Raw genomic sequence first — 17,984 nt, 5'->3', positions numbered from 1 at the left:
GAGTCTGCGATCCATCGCATGTCCGCGTTTGAGTCCTACGCCATTTCCGCGCTGACGGGAATCGTCAGCGGTCTCCTGCTGTCGATTCCCGTCGGCCCGATCAACCTCACGATCATGAACGAGGGGGCGCGCCGCGGTTACATGTGGGCCGCCCTCATCGGCCTGGGCGCGACAGTGATGGAAGTGATCTACTGCACGGTCGCATTCACCGGCTTTGCCTCGTTCTTCGGCAATCCGATCCTCAAGGCGGCGATGGAGCTCTTCAGTTTCGCGTTCATGCTGATCCTGGGCATAAAGTTCCTGCTCGCCAAAAACGTCGTTGCGCCGCTCGACCTCGGCGAGGCCGTGGACCGGATGGAGCACCAGATCGAGCGCAAGCTCCACCCGCATTCGGCCTTCTGGACCGGCTTCGTGCGCACGATGGCGAACCCGGGCGTATTGCTTTTCTGGATCGTGCTCGCGGCGAGCTTTCTCTCCCGCGGCTGGGTGGACGATACGTGGGCGAGCAAGCTCGTGTGCATCGGCGGCGTCACGGTCGGCGTCGGCTCATGGTTTTTCGGCCTGGCATGGCTGGTCTCGCGAGGCCAGGGCAAGTTCAGTGAGCGCACCTTGCTGCGCATGGAGCGAGGTTCCGGCATTGGGCTGCTCGTCCTCGCGCTCGCGCACGGGATTGTGATGATTTCCCACCTCGCGCGTCACGCCTCCTGACGGCGGCAGCTTGTGACGCGGGCGCCCGACCGCGGACGCCCGAAGGTTATTTCCGTGCGGCGAGGCTGACCACGACGTCCCAGTTGAAACGGACGAAGGCGTACAACGCCTCCTCGAGGATTCGTTCCTGATCGCTGTGGGCGCCAAACCCCTTGGCCGCATCCTCCATGTCGATCATCGGACCGATGCCGAAGCTGGGAATGCCGTTCGCGCGCAGGAACGCCATGTCGGTGGCGCCAGTGCTCATCGTCGGTAGCGTGATCACACCGTAGTGCCGCTTGATCGCGGCCTCGAGGACCTCGAAGGCCTCCGTGCTGAGACTCGAGGGCGGGGCCCCCGGCCGGCTGTGGCCCGGCGCGGTTTCCACCGTGACAGCGGGATCGTTGATGACCTTGCGCAGCTGATCGAGGAAGCGCGGCATGTCCTCATCGGGCAATGAACGGATGTCGAGGGTCGCCTCCACTTCCGACGGGATGACGTTCACGCGGTAACCGCCGCTGATCATGTTGGGCGAGATCGAGGTGCGCAGCGTCGAGTGATACCGCGGCTGGTTTACCGCCAGATACTCCTGGGCCGAACCGGATTCGTCGCCCTGCAGGATGGCACGATAGCGGGCGGCCTCCTCCGGAGCGCTAATTGAGGCCAGGCGTTCGAAGAAGGCCCGCGTCGTTTCGTTCAGCCGCATTGGCGTCTGCCAGTCGGCGATGGCGGCGATGGCCCGTGAAAGATGGACGACAGCGTTGGAGCGCAGCGGCACCGAGCCGTGGCCGGCCACGCCCCGAGCAATGAGGCGGACACGGTTCGGGATTTTCTCCGTCGTCTGCACGCTGCCGTACTGGGGCTTGCCGCCGCTGCGCACGACGCTCCCGCCCTCGGCGAGGCAGAACTCCGCCGCGATTTCGGCGAAGTGTTCGCGCACCATGTATTCGATGCCGAACTGCACGGCTCCCTCCTCGCCGGCTTCCGCGAGAAAGATGACATCACGATCGAGCGGCACATTGCTCCGCTTCAGCAGGAGCATGGTCATGAGCGCAGCGGTGACGTTGTCCTTGTCGTCAATCGTCCCGCGACCGTAGATGTGGCCGCCCTCGCGGGCCGCCGAGAAGGGCGGGTGTTTCCACTTGGCGGCGTCCACGTTCACCGTGTCGGTGTGCCCCATGATGAGCAGCGGACGCTTCGTGCCGTTGCCCCGCAACCGGGCCACGAGGTTGGGGCGTTTGGGATCGAGGGCGAACGTCTTGGTCGCAATGCCCTCCGCTTCCAGCACCTGCTTCAGGTAGGCGACGACGGGCTGTTCGTTCCCGGGCGGATCGCTCGTATCCATCCGCACCAACGCCTGGAAGTGTTGCAGTGTTTCCCGGTCAACCGCCGCCCAGTCGGCGGGCACGGCGGTGTCGGCGGCAAACGCACGTCCGACCGACAACGCGAAGATCACAATCAGGCAACGCAGCAGCGACATGGTGGGGAGGAGCAGTGGGAGGGACGTGACTTGATCGCCGGTGCATCTTAGATGCCAAGGTCGGCGGAGATTTCATCCGCAACGCGTTCGCCGGTTTCCACGGCGCCTTCGAGATAACCCTGGGCGTCGATGGAAGTGTGTTCGCCGCAGAAGTGAGCGTTGCCTTCCTGGACGCCCTCGATGCCGGCGAAGCGCGTGTACTGGCCGACCTGCCAGTAGGAATAGCTCCCGCGCGTGAAAGCGTCGCCGCGCCAGAAGTCGACCGTCGCGCGACCGTTGTACGTGGCCGCGACTCCGGGCAGAACCGGTTCGAGCTGGCTGAGGAACGTCGCCGCCTGACTTGCCGGCGTGCCGCTGCCGAACGAATCGGCGTGGGTGCCGCCCGAGTAGCCGACGAGAATACCCGAGTTGCCAGCCTGTCCGCGCGAAACCTCCCACGAGGCCTGATACCCTGTATCCGAAAAGGTGTCACCGTTGTTGCCGCGGTCGACCCAGGCGCGGCGGTTGAACTGCACGTTGAGTTTCGAATTCGAGCCCATGCCCAGCTCCGCGATCGCGGTTTGCTTGAGCGGGCTGAAACCCGCCGCGCGCACGTCGACTGCGGTGTTGAGCATCGAAAACGGGAGTGCGAAGACCACCTTGTCCGCCACCACCTCGAAGGTTCGGGCGTCGCTCTGGAGCGTAAGCGAGTAGGCGCCGGCGGCCGTGCGCCGGGCGGCGAGCAACGCGGTGCCGGGCACAAGCTGGGATTGCAGCACGTGAGCCAGCGTCGAGACGATCCGATCGTTGCCGCCGCGGACATGGTATTTCTCGTTGGACGCGCCGAAGAGGCTGAACTGGCCCGGGCTGTTGTAGCCGAGAAGATAGATCAGGCTGAGCGCGCTCTGCCGTTCGCATTCCGCACCGTATTCGATGTTGTAGGCGACATCGAGCAGTCGGCCGAGTTGCGACTGGCGCCCGCCGGGGACCGACTCGTTGATCCAGTCGATAATCGACATCTGGTCGAGCTGCCGGCCGCGCGGGGTGGAACGATTGTAGAGTGTCGGATAGCCCGCCTCGGACAGGTCGCGGTGCAGTTTCTGCCAGATGGCCTTCAGATCGCGCGTGGCCGCGGTGTACGGATAACGCTGACCGGCGAAGTGGAAGAACGCCTCGGTGCCCTTGGGCTCCGTCATCAGCAGATTATCGAGTGGCAACCGGAGTTCCTGGGCGAGCTGGCGAATCCGGGTGTGGCCCTGATCGATCAGTTCGCCGCCATGTTCAGCCAGCTGGCCGTCGGCAAAATCGTTGCGCCGCGTCCAACAGCGCCCACCGATGCGCGACTGAGCTTCGTAGATCGTCGCGTCCACGCCTGCAAGTTTCAGCCGGTACGCGCACGTCAGGCCGGCGAGGCCCGCGCCGACAATGACCACCTTGGCCGTGGGACCGGGGCGTCCGCCGGCGCGCAGCAACGGGCCGGCGGCGATCGCGGCCGCGGTCACACCGGCGTGTTGTAGAAAACGTCGGCGCGATGTCTCCGCCGGCTCGGCGGGCGTGCGGTGAAGGGATGCGGCGGGCGGTGTGTCGGCGACCGCAGTGGACAGCAACGTGCGTAAACGCCGGGCAAGGGGGGTGTGGGGCATCGTGGGCGAAAGGAAACCCGGGGCGCCTTTTGCTGCAAGCCCGGGCCGCCGGGCGGAAAACACGCACGCGCTAGCGCCGGCACCAGGCGACCAAGGCGGCGCCGTAAGCGGGCAGATCGGGCGGACGCCGGGCGGAGACGATGTGGCCGTCGACGACCACGGGCTGGTCGTGCCAAATCGCGCCGGCGTTTTCGAGGTCGTCGCGAATTCCCGGGGTGCTCGTCACCTGACGGCCGCGCAGAATCTTCGCCGAGATCGGAATCCAGCCGGCGTGGCAGATCAGGCCGATGAGTTTCTGCGCGGCGTCGAAGTCACGGGTGAGTTGCAGGACCTTGGCGCTGCGGCGCAGCTTGTCCGGCATGAAGCCGCCCGGAATCAGGAAGCCGTCGAAATCGCGGGCTTCGACCGCCGAAATCAGCGCGCCGGTCTCGCACGGATAACCGTTCTTGCCCGTGTACGTTTTCAACTCGAGTCCCGCGACCACGACTTCCGCGCCCTCCTCTTCGAACCGGTATTTCGGATACCACAGCTCGAGATCTTCGTACAAATCATCGACGAGGGTGAGGTAACGTTGGCCGCGCAGGGAGCTCATGCGCCCGGGTCTAGTCACGGTCGCGCGCGTGGCAACCACGGCGATCGAGGCGGGTGCCACGTCGCCCGGGCTGTCACCGCCGTCGTGGAATCAACCCCGCGTCGCCATGCCGCCGGCCGTCAGCGCGGCCACCGCGGGGTGGTGGATGCGACGATCCGCCGTGATGGCGAAGAACTGATCGCGACATTTTTCCGTCGAGCCGATGACGCGGAGTGAAAAGCGATCCACGGCTTCGGCGGTGACGAGGCTGGGCACCGGAATGAAGCCGCGGCCATCGGACGCCATCACCTTCATGAGGGCCGCATCCTCGAACTCCGCGACGATCCGCGGCACGATGCCCAGCGATTGAAACCAGCGATCGAGTGAACGCCGCAGGCCCGTGCTCTCGGCGGGGAGCAGCGCGGGCGCCTGGTGCAGCGAGCGGGGAAAGCCCTTGCGCAGCGCGGCGGCGAGGCGCCCGACGGCGCAGAACGTCACGCCGCATTCACCCATCGGATGATTGTACACCCGGACTTTCAGGCTGCCGGGCGCGGGTTCGTCGGCAAGCACCACGTCGAGCCGGTGCGCCACCAGCTGGGCGAGGAGATCCTCGACCTTGCCCTCGCGGCAGATGACGTGGACCACCTCGGGCAATGAAAACACCGGCTCGAGGATCTGCTGCGTGATGAGTTTGGGCAGCGAGTCGGCGATGCCGACATGCAGGCGCAGCGCGCGGGCGGACGGGCGCTGGGTGACGGCATTGGAGAGCTCGCGACCGAGGCTGAAGATTTCGTCGGCGTAGCGCAGCGCCACCTGGCCGGCGTCGGTCAGGACATTGTTGCGGCCGCTGCGGCGAAAGAGCTTTTCGCCAAACGCGTCCTCCAGTTCGCGGATCTGCGCGGAGATCGACGGCGCCGAGACGTTCAGTTTCTCCGCGGCCTGCCGCAGTCCGCCCTCGCGCGCGACCATCCAGAAATAGCGGAGGTGATGATAATTCAGCCAGTCCATGGTTTCATCACTTAGGATTAAGCTAACAGTAACTGTCAAACTGCGTATTAGTGGAAGCAGAGAGCGGGTGATACACTGGACGCATGAACCTTATCCTTCAGCCTGGTAATGTGCGTTGTCCCGCGAGCCTCGCCTCCCTGATTGAGACCCGCCTCGTGGCCCTGGCCGCGCGGCAGCGCATCGAGGAGGCGCTGGTGCGACTCTCCGCGGAGCGTGAAGCCAACCCGCGTTTTCAGGCGGCGATCTCGATTCGCGTGCCGGGTCCGGACATCCACGCCGCCGCCTGCGATCATACGCCGCGGGTGGCCGTGCAGAAGGCACTGGCGGCGGTGGAGGCCCAGATTGAGGCGCGTCACGTTAGACGCCGGCAGCGGGCCCGTGGCCTTCGCCAGCTGACGTCGGCCGTTCGCACAGGGCGCAGCTTGTGATCGCTCCCATTTCATCCCTAATGACACCTGCCCTGTTTCCCTTTGCCGAGTACTGGTGGTTTTATGCGGTCTTCACGCTCGGCGTCCTGGGTCTGCTGGCGCTGGACCTGGGCGTTTTCCATCGTGAGGCGCACGAGGTCTCCTTCAAGGAGGCGCTGACCTGGACCTGTGTCTGGGTGACCCTGGCGCTCGTGTTCTGCTGGGGCTTCTGGCAATACGCGCACTGGAAGTTTCCGCAGGATCCGCGACTGATCGCTTCAGGCATGACCGCGGCGGGCGCCGCCGCATTGGCGGATCGGGTCGGGCTGGAGTTCCTCACCGGGTTCGTGATCGAGTACTCGCTGTCGGTGGATAACATCTTCGTGTTCGTCGTGGTGTTCGGCTTCTTCGCCATTCCGCCGAAGTACCAGCACCGGGTGTTGTTCTACGGCATCATCGGTGCGCTCGGCTTCCGCATCCTGTTTATCGCGCTTGGTTCCGTGCTCATGCAATGGGAGTGGGTGATCTGGGTGTTCGGCGGCTTTCTGATTCTCACCGGCATCAAGATTCTCTTCGCGCCGGAAAAGCCGCTCGATCCCGAGCGCAACATCCTCATCCGGCTGCTCCGCCGCTTTGTGGCGGTCACGCCGACCTTGCACGGCGACCGGTTTTTTGTGCGGCACGCGGGCGTGCTGCAGGCGACGCCGCTGCTGGTGTGCCTGGTGTTCCTCGAGGCCACCGACATCGTCTTCGCCATCGATTCGGTCCCGGCGATCTTCGCCATCACGAGCGAGCCGCTGATTGTGTTCACGTCCAATGTATTCGCAATCCTGGGACTGCGCTCGCTGTTCTTCCTGCTCGCCGGGGCCATGCACCGGTTCCGCTATCTGAAATACGGCCTCGGTCTCATCCTGATCTTCGTCGGGCTGAAGATGGCCTGGCTCAACGAGGCCGCCGGCGGGAAGTTCCCCGTCGTCTGGTCGCTCGGCATCATCGCCGGTATTCTCACCACGACCGTGGTGGCCTCGCTGGTGATGTCGCGGGCCCCGGCGCCCGCTCGCAGTTGATTTCGCAACACTATGCTCCTCCAAGAAAAACGCTCCATGACCACTAAGAACACCTCGATCCCGGAAACCCTGAACCGGCACCTTTCCGCCGTGTCGCACGACGACATTGCCAGTGTCGCGCGGTACATCGACCTCGGTGCCGGTCTGGTCACGCCCGACGCCATCAACGCCCTGCGCCGGCTCGGCCGGTCGCTCGACAAGAAAGTCGCCGGGCTCGGTGATTCCGAGCGGCTGCGGCGGAGAATCGAGCTGCTTGCGACCTACTTCGAGGAGGCCTGCGTCGACGGACAGATGGGCTCGCCGGCACATCGCGACGTCGCTTTTGCCCTGCTGTACTTCCTCAAGGGCTTCGACCGTATTCCCGACAATATTCCCGAAGTGGGACTGCTCGACGATGCGATGGTCGTGCAGATTGTCCTGCAACGTCACGCCAGCACGCTGCGCGCGCACTGGCTCCGGCAGCGCCGGGTCTGGCCCGCGGAATTCTGATCCGTGCGGGAGAGTCAGCGCGGGGCGCTCTGGAAAAAGCGGTGAATGCCCTGCGCTGCCCTGCGCGCATCGCGCACGGCGTGCACGACCAGGCTCGGGCCGCGGACCGAGTCACCGCCGGCGAAGACGCCGGGCACGCTCGTCATCTGATTCGCGTCAATGCGCAGTCCGCCCCAGTCATCGGTGGCAAGCTGGGCGAATTCACTGCCAGGAGGGAACGGCGCCGGGTCGAAACCGTAGGCCACCAGCAGCAGATCAGCGCCGACGGCAAAGTCGGAGCCCGGAACGGCGCGCGGCTTGCGGCGACCCGATGCATCCGGCGCGCCGAGTTCCATCCGCGTGCAACGCACCTCGGCCACGGCGCCGCCTGAGGCATCGGGCACGAGCGCGACGGGATTGGTGAGAAACTCGAACCGCGCACCTTCCTCGAGGGCGTTCGCGTATTCCTTGCGGCTGCCAGGCATGTTCGCGAGGTCGCGCCGATACAGGCAGACGGCCTCGCGGGCACCGCAGCGCAACGCGGTGCGCAGGCAGTCCATCGCGGTATCGCCGCCGCCCAAGACGGCGACGCGTTTTCCTGCGACGTCGATCGGCGCGTCGTTGAGCACCGGTGACGCGACGTTCTTCTGAATGAGAAACGGCAGCGCCGGCAGTACGCCGCGCAGGTCGGCACCCGGGATGTCGAGGGCCTTTGGTTTCTGCGCGCCGACGCCGAGGAAGATCGCCTCGAAGTCACGCCGCAGATCGGCGAGCGTGATGTCCCAGCCCACGCGGACGCCGAGCCGGAATTTCACCCCGCGCTTGGCGAGCGTGTCGATGCGACGCTCGACGATGTGCTTCTCCAGCTTGAAGGCCGGGATGCCGTTCACCAGCAACCCGCCCGGGATGAGCATGGCCTCGAAGACGGTGACATCGTAACCCAGCTGCGCGAGTTCGTCGGCGCACGCGATGCCGCCGGGGCCCGAACCGATGATGGCCACGGTGTGGCCGTTGGGCGGCGCCGGCGGCGGGGCGGTGATGCCGTGGGCGATGGCGTAGTCGTTGATGAAGCGCTCGACCGCGCCGATCGCGACGGGGTCTGTCTTTCCATTCAGGATACACGCACCCTCGCACAGTCGCTCCTGCGGGCACACGCGTGAGCAGATCTCGGGCATGTTGCTCGTGCTGCGGGAGACGAGCGCGGCTTCCATGAAATCGCCCTGCGCGGCGAGGGCGAGCCATTCGGGAATGCGATTGCTGAGCGGACAGCCCTGCATGCAGAGCGGGTCCGGACACTGGATGCACCGGCTGGCCTGGGCCTGCACGGTGGCCGCGTCGTAGTTGGCGTAGATCTCGCAAAAATCGCCGACGCGCTCCGCCGCGGCGCGTTTCGGCGGCGCATCACGCCGGACGAGGCACCAGGCGTATTTGGAGTTGGGAGTGGTGGGCGTGGTGGGGTGCATGTGGGGTGCAACACCGCTGGCCGCAGCTAGATTTTCCAGGTTTGCAGGATGCGGATGTAATTGGCGCGTTCGAAGGCCGCGGGATCCGGGCACCGGCGGTGACTCATCGCGCCTCGAAGTTGATCGATGTTCTCGTAGCCGTGCTCGACCAGCCACTCGCGCAGGCCGTTCGCAAGCGTGGTGATGAAACGCGGGCCATGGCGCAGGAGCACCGACACCAGCTGCACCGTGTGCGCACCGGCGAGGATGGCTTTCACGACGTCACTGGTCGTGTGGACGCCGCCGGTGGCGGCGAGCGAGCCGCGAAGCTGCGGCGAGAGAATGGCAAGCCAGCGGAGGCGCAGCAGCAATTCCGAGCGATCGGACAATGCGAGCTGCGGAGAGGCTTCCATCTCCTCGATGTTGAAATCCGGTTGATAAAACCGGTTGAACAACACGATGCCCGCGGCGCCGGCGTACTCGAGCATGCTCGCGAAATGGGCCGGGGAGGTGTGAAACGGTGAGATCTTCACCGAGACGGGAATGCGCACACTCGCCGCAACCTGGCGCACGGTTTCCACCATGTCGGCCTCGACCTCATCGCCGGCCATTTCGGCGTCGGTGATGAGCTGATACAGGTTCAGCTCGATCGCATCGGCGCCGGCGCTCTCGAAGCGGCGGGCGTAGTCGGTCCAGCCGCCGGGGCGCGCGCCGTTGAGCGAGCCGATGACCGGGATGCTCAACGCGCGTTTGAGTTCCTCGAGCTGGCGCAGGTAGCGGTCGGGAGAAAGCTGATACTCGGCAAACTGCGGGAAGTACGACGTCGCCTCCGGGTTGCTGTCGGCCGGCGTCTCCATGTGATGGATCAACGCCTTTTCCTCGGCGTCGATTTGCTCCTCGAACAGCGACCGCATGACGATGGCGCCGGCGCCCGCATCCTGCAGCTGGCGCGCGGCTCCGACATTTTCACAGAAGGGCGAAGCGCCCACGATGAAAGGGCTGCGGAGTCGCAGGCCGAGATAAGTGGTGGAGAGGTTCATGACGCGGGGGTGGTCGGCGTGGGCGCGGTCTGGCCGTTGGTGGAAGCCGGAGCGGCCGGCGGAGCGGGTGGAGTGGGTGGCGCCGCGAGGCGTTGGTACAGGGCGTAGTGCTGGTTCACCTGCGTCTGTGCTTCGCGCGCGAGTTCCGTGGCCCGCGCCGGCGCGATGTTCTGCAGAATGCCGAACCGCGTTTCATTCGCGGTGAACCGGCTCAGCTCGAGCTTGGGCGGCGCGGAATCGAGCTTGAGCGCGACCTCGCCCTTTTCCGCGAGGCGCGGATCGAAGCGGAAGAGCGGCCAGTAGCCGGTGTCGACGGCGAGCTTCTGCTGCTCGAGACCGAGATGCAGCGGGAACCCGTGCGCGATGCAGTGCGAGTAGGCGATGATGAGAGCGGGACCCTGGTGAGCCTCGGCTTCGCGAAACGCCGTCACGGTCTGGCTGTCCTTCGCGCCCATCGCCACGCGGGCGACGTACACGTGGCCATACTGCATCGCCATCAAGGCGAGATCCTTCTTCGCGACGGATTTTCCGCCGGCGGCGAACTTGGCCACGGCGCTCAGCGGCGTTGATTTCGAGGCCTGGCCGCCGGTGTTTGAATAGACCTCGGTGTCGAGGACGAGAATCTTGACGTTGGCGCCGGATGCCAGGACGTGGTCGAGGCCGCCGTAGCCGATGTCGTACGCCCAGCCGTCGCCACCGACAATCCAAGTCGTCTTGCGCACGAGATCGTCCGCCAACTTGTCGAGCCGCGGCGCATCCGGATGATGCGATCCGCGCAGGGCGGCGCGCAGTTCGGTGACGCGCTGACGTTGTGCGGCGATGCCGGCTTCGTCGTTTTGCGCGGCATCGCGCAAGGCGGAAACGAGATCCGCGGAGAGGCTGACGCCCACGCGTTGGAGGAGTTCACGCGCGGTGCGGGTGCGTTGTTCCGTGGCGAGATGCAGACCGAGACCAAACTCCGCGTTGTCCTCGAAAAGCGAGTTCGCCCACGTCGGGCCGCGGCCTTCGCTGTTGCTGCAATAGGGCGTGGTCGGAAGGTTGCCGCCGTAGATGGACGAGCACCCGGTGGCGTTGGCGATGGTGAGCCGGTCGCCGAAAAGCTGGGTCAGGAGCTTGAGGTACGGCGTCTCGCCGCAACCGGCGCAGGCACCGGAGAACTCGAAGAGCGGGGCGAGAAATTGCGTGCCCTTGACGGTCGTCACGTCGACCTGGCGCCGATCCGGATCCGGCAGCCGGGTGAAGAAGTCCCAGTTCGCGCGTTCGGCTTCGAGCCGCGGCGGCTGCGCCACCATGTCGATCGCCTTGTGGCGGGGGTTCGATTTGTCCTTGGCCGGGCAGACCTGCACGCAGAGCGAGCAACCGGTGCAATCTTCCGGTGCCACTTGGAGAATATAGCGCAGGCCCGGGTGTTCCTTGGAACGGAAGGGCGTGGACGCGAAGGTCGCCGGCGCGTCAGCCAGCTGTTCGGCCGTCGCAAGCTTCGGGCGGATGGCGGCGTGCGGGCAAACCAGCGCGCATTTGTTGCACTGGATGCAGATGGACGCGTCCCAACCCGGGATCTCGAGCGCGATGTTGCGCTTCTCGAAGCGCGCCGTGCCGGTGGGCCAGCAACCGTCGAGCGGAATGGCGCTGACGGGCATCAAATCGCCTTCGTCGGCCAGCAGCCGGGCCGTGACCTTCTGCACGAATTCCGGCGCACCGGAGAACGTCGGGGGCAGCGTGCCGATGGCCGCCGGATCCTCGTCGGTCGGAATGCTCACTTCCTGCAGGCCGGCGAGCGAGGCGTCGACTGCGGCGTAATTCATCTTCACGATCTGCTCACCCTTGCGGCCATAGGTCTTGAGGATCGATTTCTTGATCTGCGTGATCGCCTCGTCCTTCGGCAGCACGCCGGAGAGGGCGAAGAAACAGGTCTGCAGGACGGTGTTGGTGCGGCGGCCCATGCCGTTGGCTTGGGCGACCTTGGTGGCATCGATGACGAACAGCCGGATCTTCTTCGCGATGATCGTGTGCTGCCAGTCGCGCGGCAGCCGGCGCCAGGTGTCCTCCGGCGTGAACGGCGAGTTCAGCAGGAGCGTGGCACCCGGTGCAGCGTAGCCGAGGACGTTGATCCGGCCGATGAAGTTGAACTGGCTGCACGCCACGAAGTCCGCGTGACGCACCAGATAGGGCGCGCGGATTGGGCGCGGTCCAAAGCGCAGGTGCGACGTGGTGGTCGAACCGGATTTCTTCGAGTCGTAGACAAAATAGCCTTGGGCAAAGTTGTCCGTCTGCTCGCCGATGATCTTGATCGAATTCTTGTTCGCGCCGACGGTGCCATCGGCACCCAGACCGACGAACACGCAACGACGGACATCGGCGGCCTCGAGATCGAACTCGGCGTCCCAAGGCAGGGAGGTGCCGCTGACGTCGTCGAGAATGCCGAGGGTGAAATGATTGCGCGGTTCCCAGCCCGCGAGGTGGGCGAACACCGCGCGCACCATGCCGGGGGTGAACTCCTTCGAGCCGAGCCCGAAGCGGCCGCCGATGACGCGGGCGGAACCGGCGAGCGGCGACCGACCTTCGGCCAGCGCGGCGACGACGTTCAGGTAAAGCGGTTCGCCGATGGAGCCGGGCTCCTTGGTGCGATCCAGCACCGCGATGGCCTTCGTGGTCTTCGGCAGCGCGGCGAGGAACGACTTCACGTGGAACGGCAGGAACAACCGCACGGCGATCACCCCGAGTTTTTCCCCGTGGGCGTTGGCCCAGTCGACGGTCTCGGCGATGGTTTCCACCGCGCTGCCCATGGCAACGATCACGCGCTCGGCTTCCGGGTGGCCGTAGTAGTCGAAGAGGTGATACGACCGGCCGGTCACGGCGGCGAAACGATCCATCGTGTCCTGCACGATGCCGGGCAGCTGCTCGTAGAATGGATTCACGGCCTCGCGGCCCTGGAAGTAAACGTCGGGATTCTGCGCGGTGCCCCGGAGCGTCGGATGATCCGGCGTCATGCCGCGGGCCCGGAAGGACGCGATGTCCTTCTCGTCGATCACGGCGCGAAGATCGTCGTCGGAGAGCAACGCCAGTTTCGCGACCTCATGCGAGGTGCGGAAACCGTCGAAGAAGTGAATGAACGGAATCCGCGAACGGTAGCTCGCGGTGTGCGCGATCAGCGCGAGGTCGTGCGCCTCCTGCGCAGAGTTGCTGCAAAGCAGCGTGCACCCGGTGGCCCGGCAGGCCATCACGTCCTGGTGGTCGCCGAAAATCGACAGGCCCTGGGCCGCGAGGGCGCGGGCGCTGACGTGGCAGGTGAAGGGGAGCAGCTCGCCCGCAATCTTGTAGAGATTCGGGATCATCAGCAGCAGGCCCTGCGAGGCGGTGAACGTCGTGGTCAGCGCGCCGCCGAGCAGTCCGCCGTGCACGGCGCCAGCCACGCCGCCCTCGGATTGCATCTGCACGATCCGCGGCACCTCGCCCCAGAGGTTGGGTTTCTGCTGCGCGGCCCACTCGTCGCAGGACTCGGCCATCGCGGACGACGGCGTGATCGGATAAATCGCGATCAGCTCGTTGAGCCGGTAGGCGACGGAGGCCACGGCTTCGTTGGCATCGCAGGTGATGTAGTTCGGTGAAACGGGTGGGCGGGACATGGCGCGAAGGTCGTTTGGGCGGGTTGCCGACGAGAGTGCCATGAATCCGCAGGCACCGCTGCGCAGATTTTGGTATTTGCGGCGCGTGGATTCACGTTAACCAATAGCGGCGTAGCGATTGGCAAGAACTGCGGAGGCATCCGCCCTCGGTCAGGCTAGGGTGTGAGCGATGATTCACTCACGCATGCCGGCCGATTTCTCAGCTTGGGGCGCGCCCCTGCAGCCGCGCGGAGCCGCGCTGCTGGCCGATCCCCTGCTCAACAAGGGCACCGCGTTCACCGAGCGTGAGCGCGACGCTCTCGGACTGCGCGGACTGCTGCCGCCGCGGGTGTTTACGCTCGAGGAACAGGTGCAGCGCAGCCTCGGCGCCATCCGGCGGAAAGCCGATCCGCTCGAGAAATATATCTACCTGACGAATCTCCAGAATCGAAACGAGGTCCTCTTCTATCGCCTCGTGGTCGACCACGTGGAGGAGATGGTGCCGCTGATCTACACGCCGACCGTCGGCCAGGCGTGCCTGGAGTACGGTGCGATCTACCGGCGTTCGCGCGGCATGTTCATCACGCTGCATGAACGCGGTCGCATCGCCGAGATCCTGCGGCAGTGGCCGCGCGAGAGCGCGCGTTTGATCGTGGTCACGGATGGCGAACGCATCCTCGGCCTCGGTGATCTCGGCGCGCTCGGCATGGGCATTCCGGTCGGGAAGCTTTCACTCTATTCCGCCTGCGCGGGTGTGCATCCGTATTACACGCTCCCGATCACGCTTGATGTGGGCACCGACAACGAAGCGCTGCTCAACGGGCCGTTCTACATCGGCATTCGCGAGAAACGCGCACGCGGCGAGGTGTACGACGCGTTCATCAACGAATTCGTCACCGCGGTGCGGACGGTCTTTCCGAAGGCGCTCCTGCAGTGGGAGGACTTTGGCAACACGAACGCGTTTCGCCTCCTCAACACCTATCGCCGTCAGCTCCCGAGCTTCAACGACGACATCCAGGGAACGGCGGCGGTGGCGCTCGCCGGCGTCATGGCGGGCCTGCGTCTCACCGGCGGAACCCTGCGTCAGCAACGCCTGCTCTTTCTTGGCGCGGGCGAGGCCGGCACCGGCATCGCCGATCTCTACGTCGCCGCGGCGTGCGCCGAGGGCATGACGGAGGCCGAGGCGCGGCGGCAGTGCTGGTTCGTCGATTCCAAGGGGCTCGTCGTGAAATCGCGCGCGGCCCAGCTCGCCGAACACAAGCTCCACTACGCGCACGATCATCCGTTCGTGGCGACGCTCGGCGAGGCGGTGGCGGCGTTGAAACCCACGGCGTTGATCGGCGTGTCCGGGATGCCGGCCACGTTCACCCGCGAGATCGTGACGCAGATGGCGGCGTTGAACGCGCGGCCGATTGTCTTCGCGCTCTCCAATCCGACGTCGAAGGCCGAGTGCACCGCGGAGCAGGCCTACACGTGGTCCGACGGCCGGGCGATTTTCGCCAGCGGCAGTCCGTTCCCCGCGGTCGAGTTGAACGGCCACCGTTATGTGCCCGGTCAGGGCAACAACATCTACATCTTCCCTGGCGTGGGGCTCGGGGCGCTCGTCAGTGAAGCCTGTGAAGTCACGGACGAGATGTTCCTCGCCGCCGCGCGCACGCTGGCCGGCATGGTGGAACCCGACGATCTGGCCCAAGGCCGCGTGTATCCGTCACTGACCAAGATTCGCGCGGTCTCGCTGCAGATTGCCACCGCGGTCGCCAAGGTGGCGCACGACCAGGGCCTCGCGCGCTGTCAGCGTCCCGCCGATTTGTCGGCCGATCTTCACGCGCGGATGTTCGATCCTGTCTATCGCGAATACGTCTAAGTGGGCGCGCGCGAGGCGCGCTCCGACTGGTGCGAGCGCCTGAGAAGGCCTGCTCAGCTCAACGTCGCGTTGATCTGCCGGGCGCGGTTGCGCGTCTGACCGACCGGGTCGACTTCTTCGCCCGGTGCCAGCAGTGCAGCGCCGTCGATGGACACTTCATCCCCGGAGACGGGCGCGGGGAGGGTCAAGACGCCGATCACTTCGCCATGGAGCACGAGGGCCACCTGATCGTCGTGATTGAGCACCGGCTGCAATGCCGCTTGAAAACGCGCCATCGCCTCGGGCCTGACCGAGAGCACAAGCGACGAGGTGCGAACGCGGCCGCGACTCGTCGACCAGATCGTGCGGGTAACCGCCGTCACGCGGGTCAGGTCGGTATTCTCCAGCAACGCGGGAAACTGCAGTGCCAGCGCCGGCGCATCGCCGGGCAGGGGCACGTGATGTACGTCGGGACCTGATGCACGGGCCACCCGGCACAGCGCGAACTGCAGTCCCAGAGAGGTCAGCGACGGTTCCGGTCCGGACGGGGACTCTTCGTTCAATTCGAACGCGTTGGTCACGAGGGAAGGCCGGACTGGGCGGGGCGTTTCCAAGAGCGAACGCACCGTAGCCGATGTTGGGTGAGCGCGCCATGGGCCGATCAGCCCCGGGCCGAATGGCCCAGGCAGGCGTGCCGCCCGTGCGCGATCGGGAGGCCGCAAGCGTCGGTTGCATTTGGCTGGTAACTTTGCGCTCCGGCCGCCGTTCTGAGGTGACAATGAATCGTGCGGTGCCGGCTGGGATGCGCTTGCTTGCCATCGAACTCCGGAACCCGCGTTTGCGCCTCGATTCGGCGCGAAGCGCGGGTCGCATCCTCGCGGTCGTGATTGCGTGGTGGATGGCAGCTTCGGGGCTGAATGCGCGTGAAACCTGGCTGCGCGCGCGCACGGATCACTTTGAGGTGTTCAGCGCGGCCTCGGAGAAGCAGACGCGCCGGCTGATTGCCGATCTCGAGCAGTTCCGGGCGAGCTTCATCGCGACCTTCGGCCTCCGGCCCGCGCATGAACCGCGCGTGACGGTCCTGCTGTTCAATTCGGACAAGCTGTTCACGCCGTACAAGCCGACCTACAAAGGCAGGCCGAAGGAAGTCACCGGCTACTACATCGGCGGATCGGACGAGGTCGTGATCGCGCTCAACGCGGCATCGGACGACGATGACTATGGCGATCCGGCGGAGACGATCTTTCACGAGTACGTGCACCTGCTGCTGCACACGCGCGGCCTGCAGCTGCCGGCGTGGCTCAACGAGGGCCTCGCGGAATTGTTCTCCACCTTCCGCGTCAACGGCGAGATGGTGGAGTTCGGCCTCCCGAAGCAGTCCTACGTGGACCAGCTGCAGGTGAGTTCGATGCTGTCGCTGCCACGGCTGATGGCGGTGACGGAAGCGTCGCCCGACTACAACGAGGAGTCGCGGGCCAGCCTGTTCTACGCGCAGTCCTGGGCGTTGGCGCACTTCCTTGTTTGCAGCGAGGATCGCACGCTGGCCGCGCGGCTCGCGCGCTTCCTCGCCACTGTGAACACGGCTCCGACAACTGCGGACGTCACGTTCCGGGAAATCTTCGGGCAGGACTTCGACGGTCTCGATCAGAAGCTGCGCCAGTACCTGCAGGGCGGGCGTTACTACCAGCGGCGCGCGCCGGTCATGCTGAAGAACCTGGCTGCGGGCATCGCGATTCGACCGGCGACGGACTTCGAGCGGGACTTTGCGCTCCTGAACCTGCGGTGGCGGGTGCATCGCGCGGGCGACACGATGCTGACGGCGCTGCAGCTGGCGGAGAAGTTTCCGGAGTCACCCCGGCCGCACGAATTGCTGGCGGCGATTGCGGCGGCGGACAGTGACACCAGCCGTGCCCTCGAGCGCTGGCAGCAGGCCGCCGAGCTGGGCACGGAGAACGCCTTCGTGTTCGTGCAGGGCGCGCGCGCAAAACTCGTGGACGCCGGTTTCACGGCTGACCTGGACCAGCGGATCTCGGACGACGACACGGCGTTGCTGCGGCGGTGGCTCGATCAGGCCGCCTCGCGGTATCCGCTTTACGAGGACGTCCTCGAGGTGCTGGCGCTGGTGGAGGCCCGCGCGACGGAGTTTCGCGTCCCGGTGGTGAACCTGATTCAGTCCCGCGTGCGGCAGTTCAAGGATCCGTATCCGACCCTGCTGGCGCTTGCCCTGATTCGCTGGCGGGCGAAGGATGCGGCGACCGCGGACGAGATCGTGGCGTCGGTCATGAACGCCGAACGCGCGCGCGCGGAAACCAGGATCGCGGCGCAACTCTTGCAGGTGCGATTCGCCGCCGAGCGCGGCGTCGTGCCCGACGCCCTGCCGGTCCGGCGCTGAGGTCGAAGCAAGGGCAGTCGCCACGCGCGCGGGCGAATCGCGCCCGCCTCGATCCGCCCGCACTCGTGGGGGCGGGGGTGGAGCGCGGCCCGGGTTGGCCGCCGGCCTTCACTCATCGTGGCCGGAGTGGCTGCCGTCGCTGGCGACCAGGCAGGTGAGGGCGATGAGAATGATGATCACGACAAGCATGCGCGGACTATAGGTGGGCGCCATGACAGCGTGCTGTCAGGAGCGGAGCTGGGATGCGGCGAACGGGGCCGGGCGACGAGTGGCGGGTCACTCCTCTACGACGAACAAGCGTGGTGACGTTGGACATCACGCGCCCGGCCGGTCTACCAGCCGGGCCTTGCCG

The 17,984-nt window shown here is 65.9% G+C and carries 14 protein-coding genes; 6 read left to right on the top strand and 8 right to left on the bottom strand.

Annotated elements, in window-relative coordinates; all coding sequences use genetic code 11:
* Positions 1–18 precede the first annotated feature (18 nt).
* Positions 19–708, top strand: a complete 690-nt coding sequence (locus ACLJEU_RS16395; RefSeq protein ID WP_414660437.1) for a LysE family translocator — start codon at positions 19–21, stop codon at positions 706–708.
* Positions 709–754: 46 nt separating this feature from the next.
* Here ACLJEU_RS16395 and ACLJEU_RS16390 read toward each other — a convergent pair whose 3' ends face one another.
* The 4 genes from ACLJEU_RS16390 to ACLJEU_RS16375 all read right to left on the bottom strand — a co-directional run bounded on the left by ACLJEU_RS16390 (position 755) and on the right by ACLJEU_RS16375 (position 5,368).
* Positions 755–2,167, bottom strand: coding sequence for a M20/M25/M40 family metallo-hydrolase (locus ACLJEU_RS16390; RefSeq protein WP_414660438.1), 1,413 nt, complete (start codon positions 2,165–2,167; stop codon positions 755–757).
* 47 nt (positions 2,168–2,214) lie between these two features.
* Complete coding sequence (locus ACLJEU_RS16385; RefSeq protein WP_414660439.1) at positions 2,215–3,789, bottom strand: flavin monoamine oxidase family protein; 1,575 nt, start codon at positions 3,787–3,789, stop codon at positions 2,215–2,217.
* Positions 3,790–3,859: 70 nt separating this feature from the next.
* A complete protein-coding gene (locus ACLJEU_RS16380) occupies positions 3,860–4,381 on the bottom strand; it encodes a type 1 glutamine amidotransferase domain-containing protein (RefSeq protein WP_414660440.1) in 522 nt (173 codons plus the stop codon).
* A gap of 90 nt (positions 4,382–4,471) precedes the next feature.
* On the bottom strand, positions 4,472–5,368 hold the full coding sequence (locus ACLJEU_RS16375) for a LysR family transcriptional regulator (protein WP_414660441.1): 897 nt from the start codon (positions 5,366–5,368) through the stop codon (positions 4,472–4,474).
* Between the two features lie 83 nt (positions 5,369–5,451).
* Between ACLJEU_RS16375 and ACLJEU_RS16370 the strand changes: the two genes are divergently transcribed.
* Genes ACLJEU_RS16370 through ACLJEU_RS16360 form a run of 3 tightly spaced genes read left to right on the top strand, consistent with a single transcriptional unit; the run spans position 5,452 to position 7,331 of the window.
* The gene (locus ACLJEU_RS16370) at positions 5,452–5,796 is read left to right on the top strand and encodes an HPF/RaiA family ribosome-associated protein (RefSeq protein WP_414660442.1); all 345 of its coding nucleotides are present in this window, start codon (positions 5,452–5,454) and stop codon (positions 5,794–5,796) included.
* Between the two features lie 20 nt (positions 5,797–5,816).
* Positions 5,817–6,842 (top strand): TerC family protein, encoded by a 1,026-nt coding sequence (locus tag ACLJEU_RS16365; RefSeq protein WP_414660443.1) that lies wholly within the window; start codon positions 5,817–5,819, stop codon positions 6,840–6,842.
* A gap of 36 nt (positions 6,843–6,878) precedes the next feature.
* Complete coding sequence (locus tag ACLJEU_RS16360; protein WP_414660444.1) at positions 6,879–7,331, top strand: DUF1232 domain-containing protein; 453 nt, start codon at positions 6,879–6,881, stop codon at positions 7,329–7,331.
* A gap of 14 nt (positions 7,332–7,345) precedes the next feature.
* Here the strand turns inward: ACLJEU_RS16360 and ACLJEU_RS16355 are convergent, their stop codons facing one another.
* The 3 genes from ACLJEU_RS16355 to nifJ are packed head-to-tail and all read right to left on the bottom strand — an operon-like array spanning position 7,346 to position 13,418.
* The gene (locus ACLJEU_RS16355; RefSeq protein WP_414660445.1) at positions 7,346–8,773 is read right to left on the bottom strand and encodes an NAD(P)-dependent oxidoreductase; all 1,428 of its coding nucleotides are present in this window, start codon (positions 8,771–8,773) and stop codon (positions 7,346–7,348) included.
* Positions 8,774–8,799: 26 nt separating this feature from the next.
* Positions 8,800–9,792, bottom strand: coding sequence for a dihydroorotate dehydrogenase-like protein (locus tag ACLJEU_RS16350; RefSeq protein WP_414660446.1), 993 nt, complete (start codon positions 9,790–9,792; stop codon positions 8,800–8,802).
* Positions 9,789–13,418 (bottom strand): pyruvate:ferredoxin (flavodoxin) oxidoreductase, encoded by a 3,630-nt coding sequence (gene nifJ / locus ACLJEU_RS16345; RefSeq protein WP_414660447.1) that lies wholly within the window; start codon positions 13,416–13,418, stop codon positions 9,789–9,791. Before nifJ ends, ACLJEU_RS16350 begins: the two co-directional genes overlap by 4 nt.
* Positions 13,419–13,587: 169 nt before the next feature.
* Here nifJ and ACLJEU_RS16340 point away from each other — a divergent pair, with 169 nt between their 5' ends.
* Complete coding sequence (locus ACLJEU_RS16340; RefSeq protein ID WP_457795258.1) at positions 13,588–15,261, top strand: NAD-dependent malic enzyme; 1,674 nt, start codon at positions 13,588–13,590, stop codon at positions 15,259–15,261.
* Between the two features lie 53 nt (positions 15,262–15,314).
* On the opposite strand, the gene ACLJEU_RS16335 is transcribed toward ACLJEU_RS16340, so the two are convergent.
* Positions 15,315–15,821: a hypothetical protein gene (locus ACLJEU_RS16335; RefSeq protein ID WP_414660449.1), complete on the bottom strand. Its 507-nt coding sequence runs from the start codon at positions 15,819–15,821 to the stop codon at positions 15,315–15,317.
* A 257-nt stretch (positions 15,822–16,078) separates the two neighbouring features.
* Here ACLJEU_RS16335 and ACLJEU_RS16330 point away from each other — a divergent pair, with 257 nt between their 5' ends.
* On the top strand, positions 16,079–17,632 hold the full coding sequence (locus tag ACLJEU_RS16330) for a DUF1570 domain-containing protein (RefSeq protein WP_414660450.1): 1,554 nt from the start codon (positions 16,079–16,081) through the stop codon (positions 17,630–17,632).
* Positions 17,633–17,984 lie beyond the last annotated feature (352 nt).

It is taken from the genome of Terrisphaera buseokensis (genome assembly GCF_047521145.2).
Taxonomy (GTDB): domain Bacteria; phylum Verrucomicrobiota; class Verrucomicrobiia; order Opitutales; family Opitutaceae; genus ER46.
The sequence above is the reverse complement of the archived record's forward strand: the minus strand, read 5'-3'. Positions and strand labels throughout refer to the sequence as shown.

What these genes read in the sequence shown, in the direction of transcription:
- ACLJEU_RS16395 (WP_414660437.1), top strand. Translation starts at nt 19, where the DNA reads ATGTCCGCGTTTGAGTCCTACGCCATTTCCGCGCTGACGGGAATCGTC.
- ACLJEU_RS16390 (WP_414660438.1), bottom strand. Translation starts at nt 2,167, where the DNA reads ATGTCGCTGCTGCGTTGCCTGATTGTGATCTTCGCGTTGTCGGTCGGA.
- ACLJEU_RS16385 (WP_414660439.1), bottom strand. Translation starts at nt 3,789, where the DNA reads ATGCCCCACACCCCCCTTGCCCGGCGTTTACGCACGTTGCTGTCCACT.
- ACLJEU_RS16380 (WP_414660440.1), bottom strand. Translation starts at nt 4,381, where the DNA reads ATGAGCTCCCTGCGCGGCCAACGTTACCTCACCCTCGTCGATGATTTG.
- ACLJEU_RS16375 (WP_414660441.1), bottom strand. Translation starts at nt 5,368, where the DNA reads ATGGACTGGCTGAATTATCATCACCTCCGCTATTTCTGGATGGTCGCG.
- ACLJEU_RS16370 (WP_414660442.1), top strand. Translation starts at nt 5,452, where the DNA reads ATGAACCTTATCCTTCAGCCTGGTAATGTGCGTTGTCCCGCGAGCCTC.
- ACLJEU_RS16365 (WP_414660443.1), top strand. Translation starts at nt 5,817, where the DNA reads ATGACACCTGCCCTGTTTCCCTTTGCCGAGTACTGGTGGTTTTATGCG.
- ACLJEU_RS16360 (WP_414660444.1), top strand. Translation starts at nt 6,879, where the DNA reads ATGACCACTAAGAACACCTCGATCCCGGAAACCCTGAACCGGCACCTT.
- ACLJEU_RS16355 (WP_414660445.1), bottom strand. Translation starts at nt 8,773, where the DNA reads ATGCACCCCACCACGCCCACCACTCCCAACTCCAAATACGCCTGGTGC.
- ACLJEU_RS16350 (WP_414660446.1), bottom strand. Translation starts at nt 9,792, where the DNA reads ATGAACCTCTCCACCACTTATCTCGGCCTGCGACTCCGCAGCCCTTTC.
- nifJ (WP_414660447.1), bottom strand. Translation starts at nt 13,418, where the DNA reads ATGTCCCGCCCACCCGTTTCACCGAACTACATCACCTGCGATGCCAAC.
- ACLJEU_RS16340 (WP_457795258.1), top strand. Translation starts at nt 13,588, where the DNA reads ATGATTCACTCACGCATGCCGGCCGATTTCTCAGCTTGGGGCGCGCCC.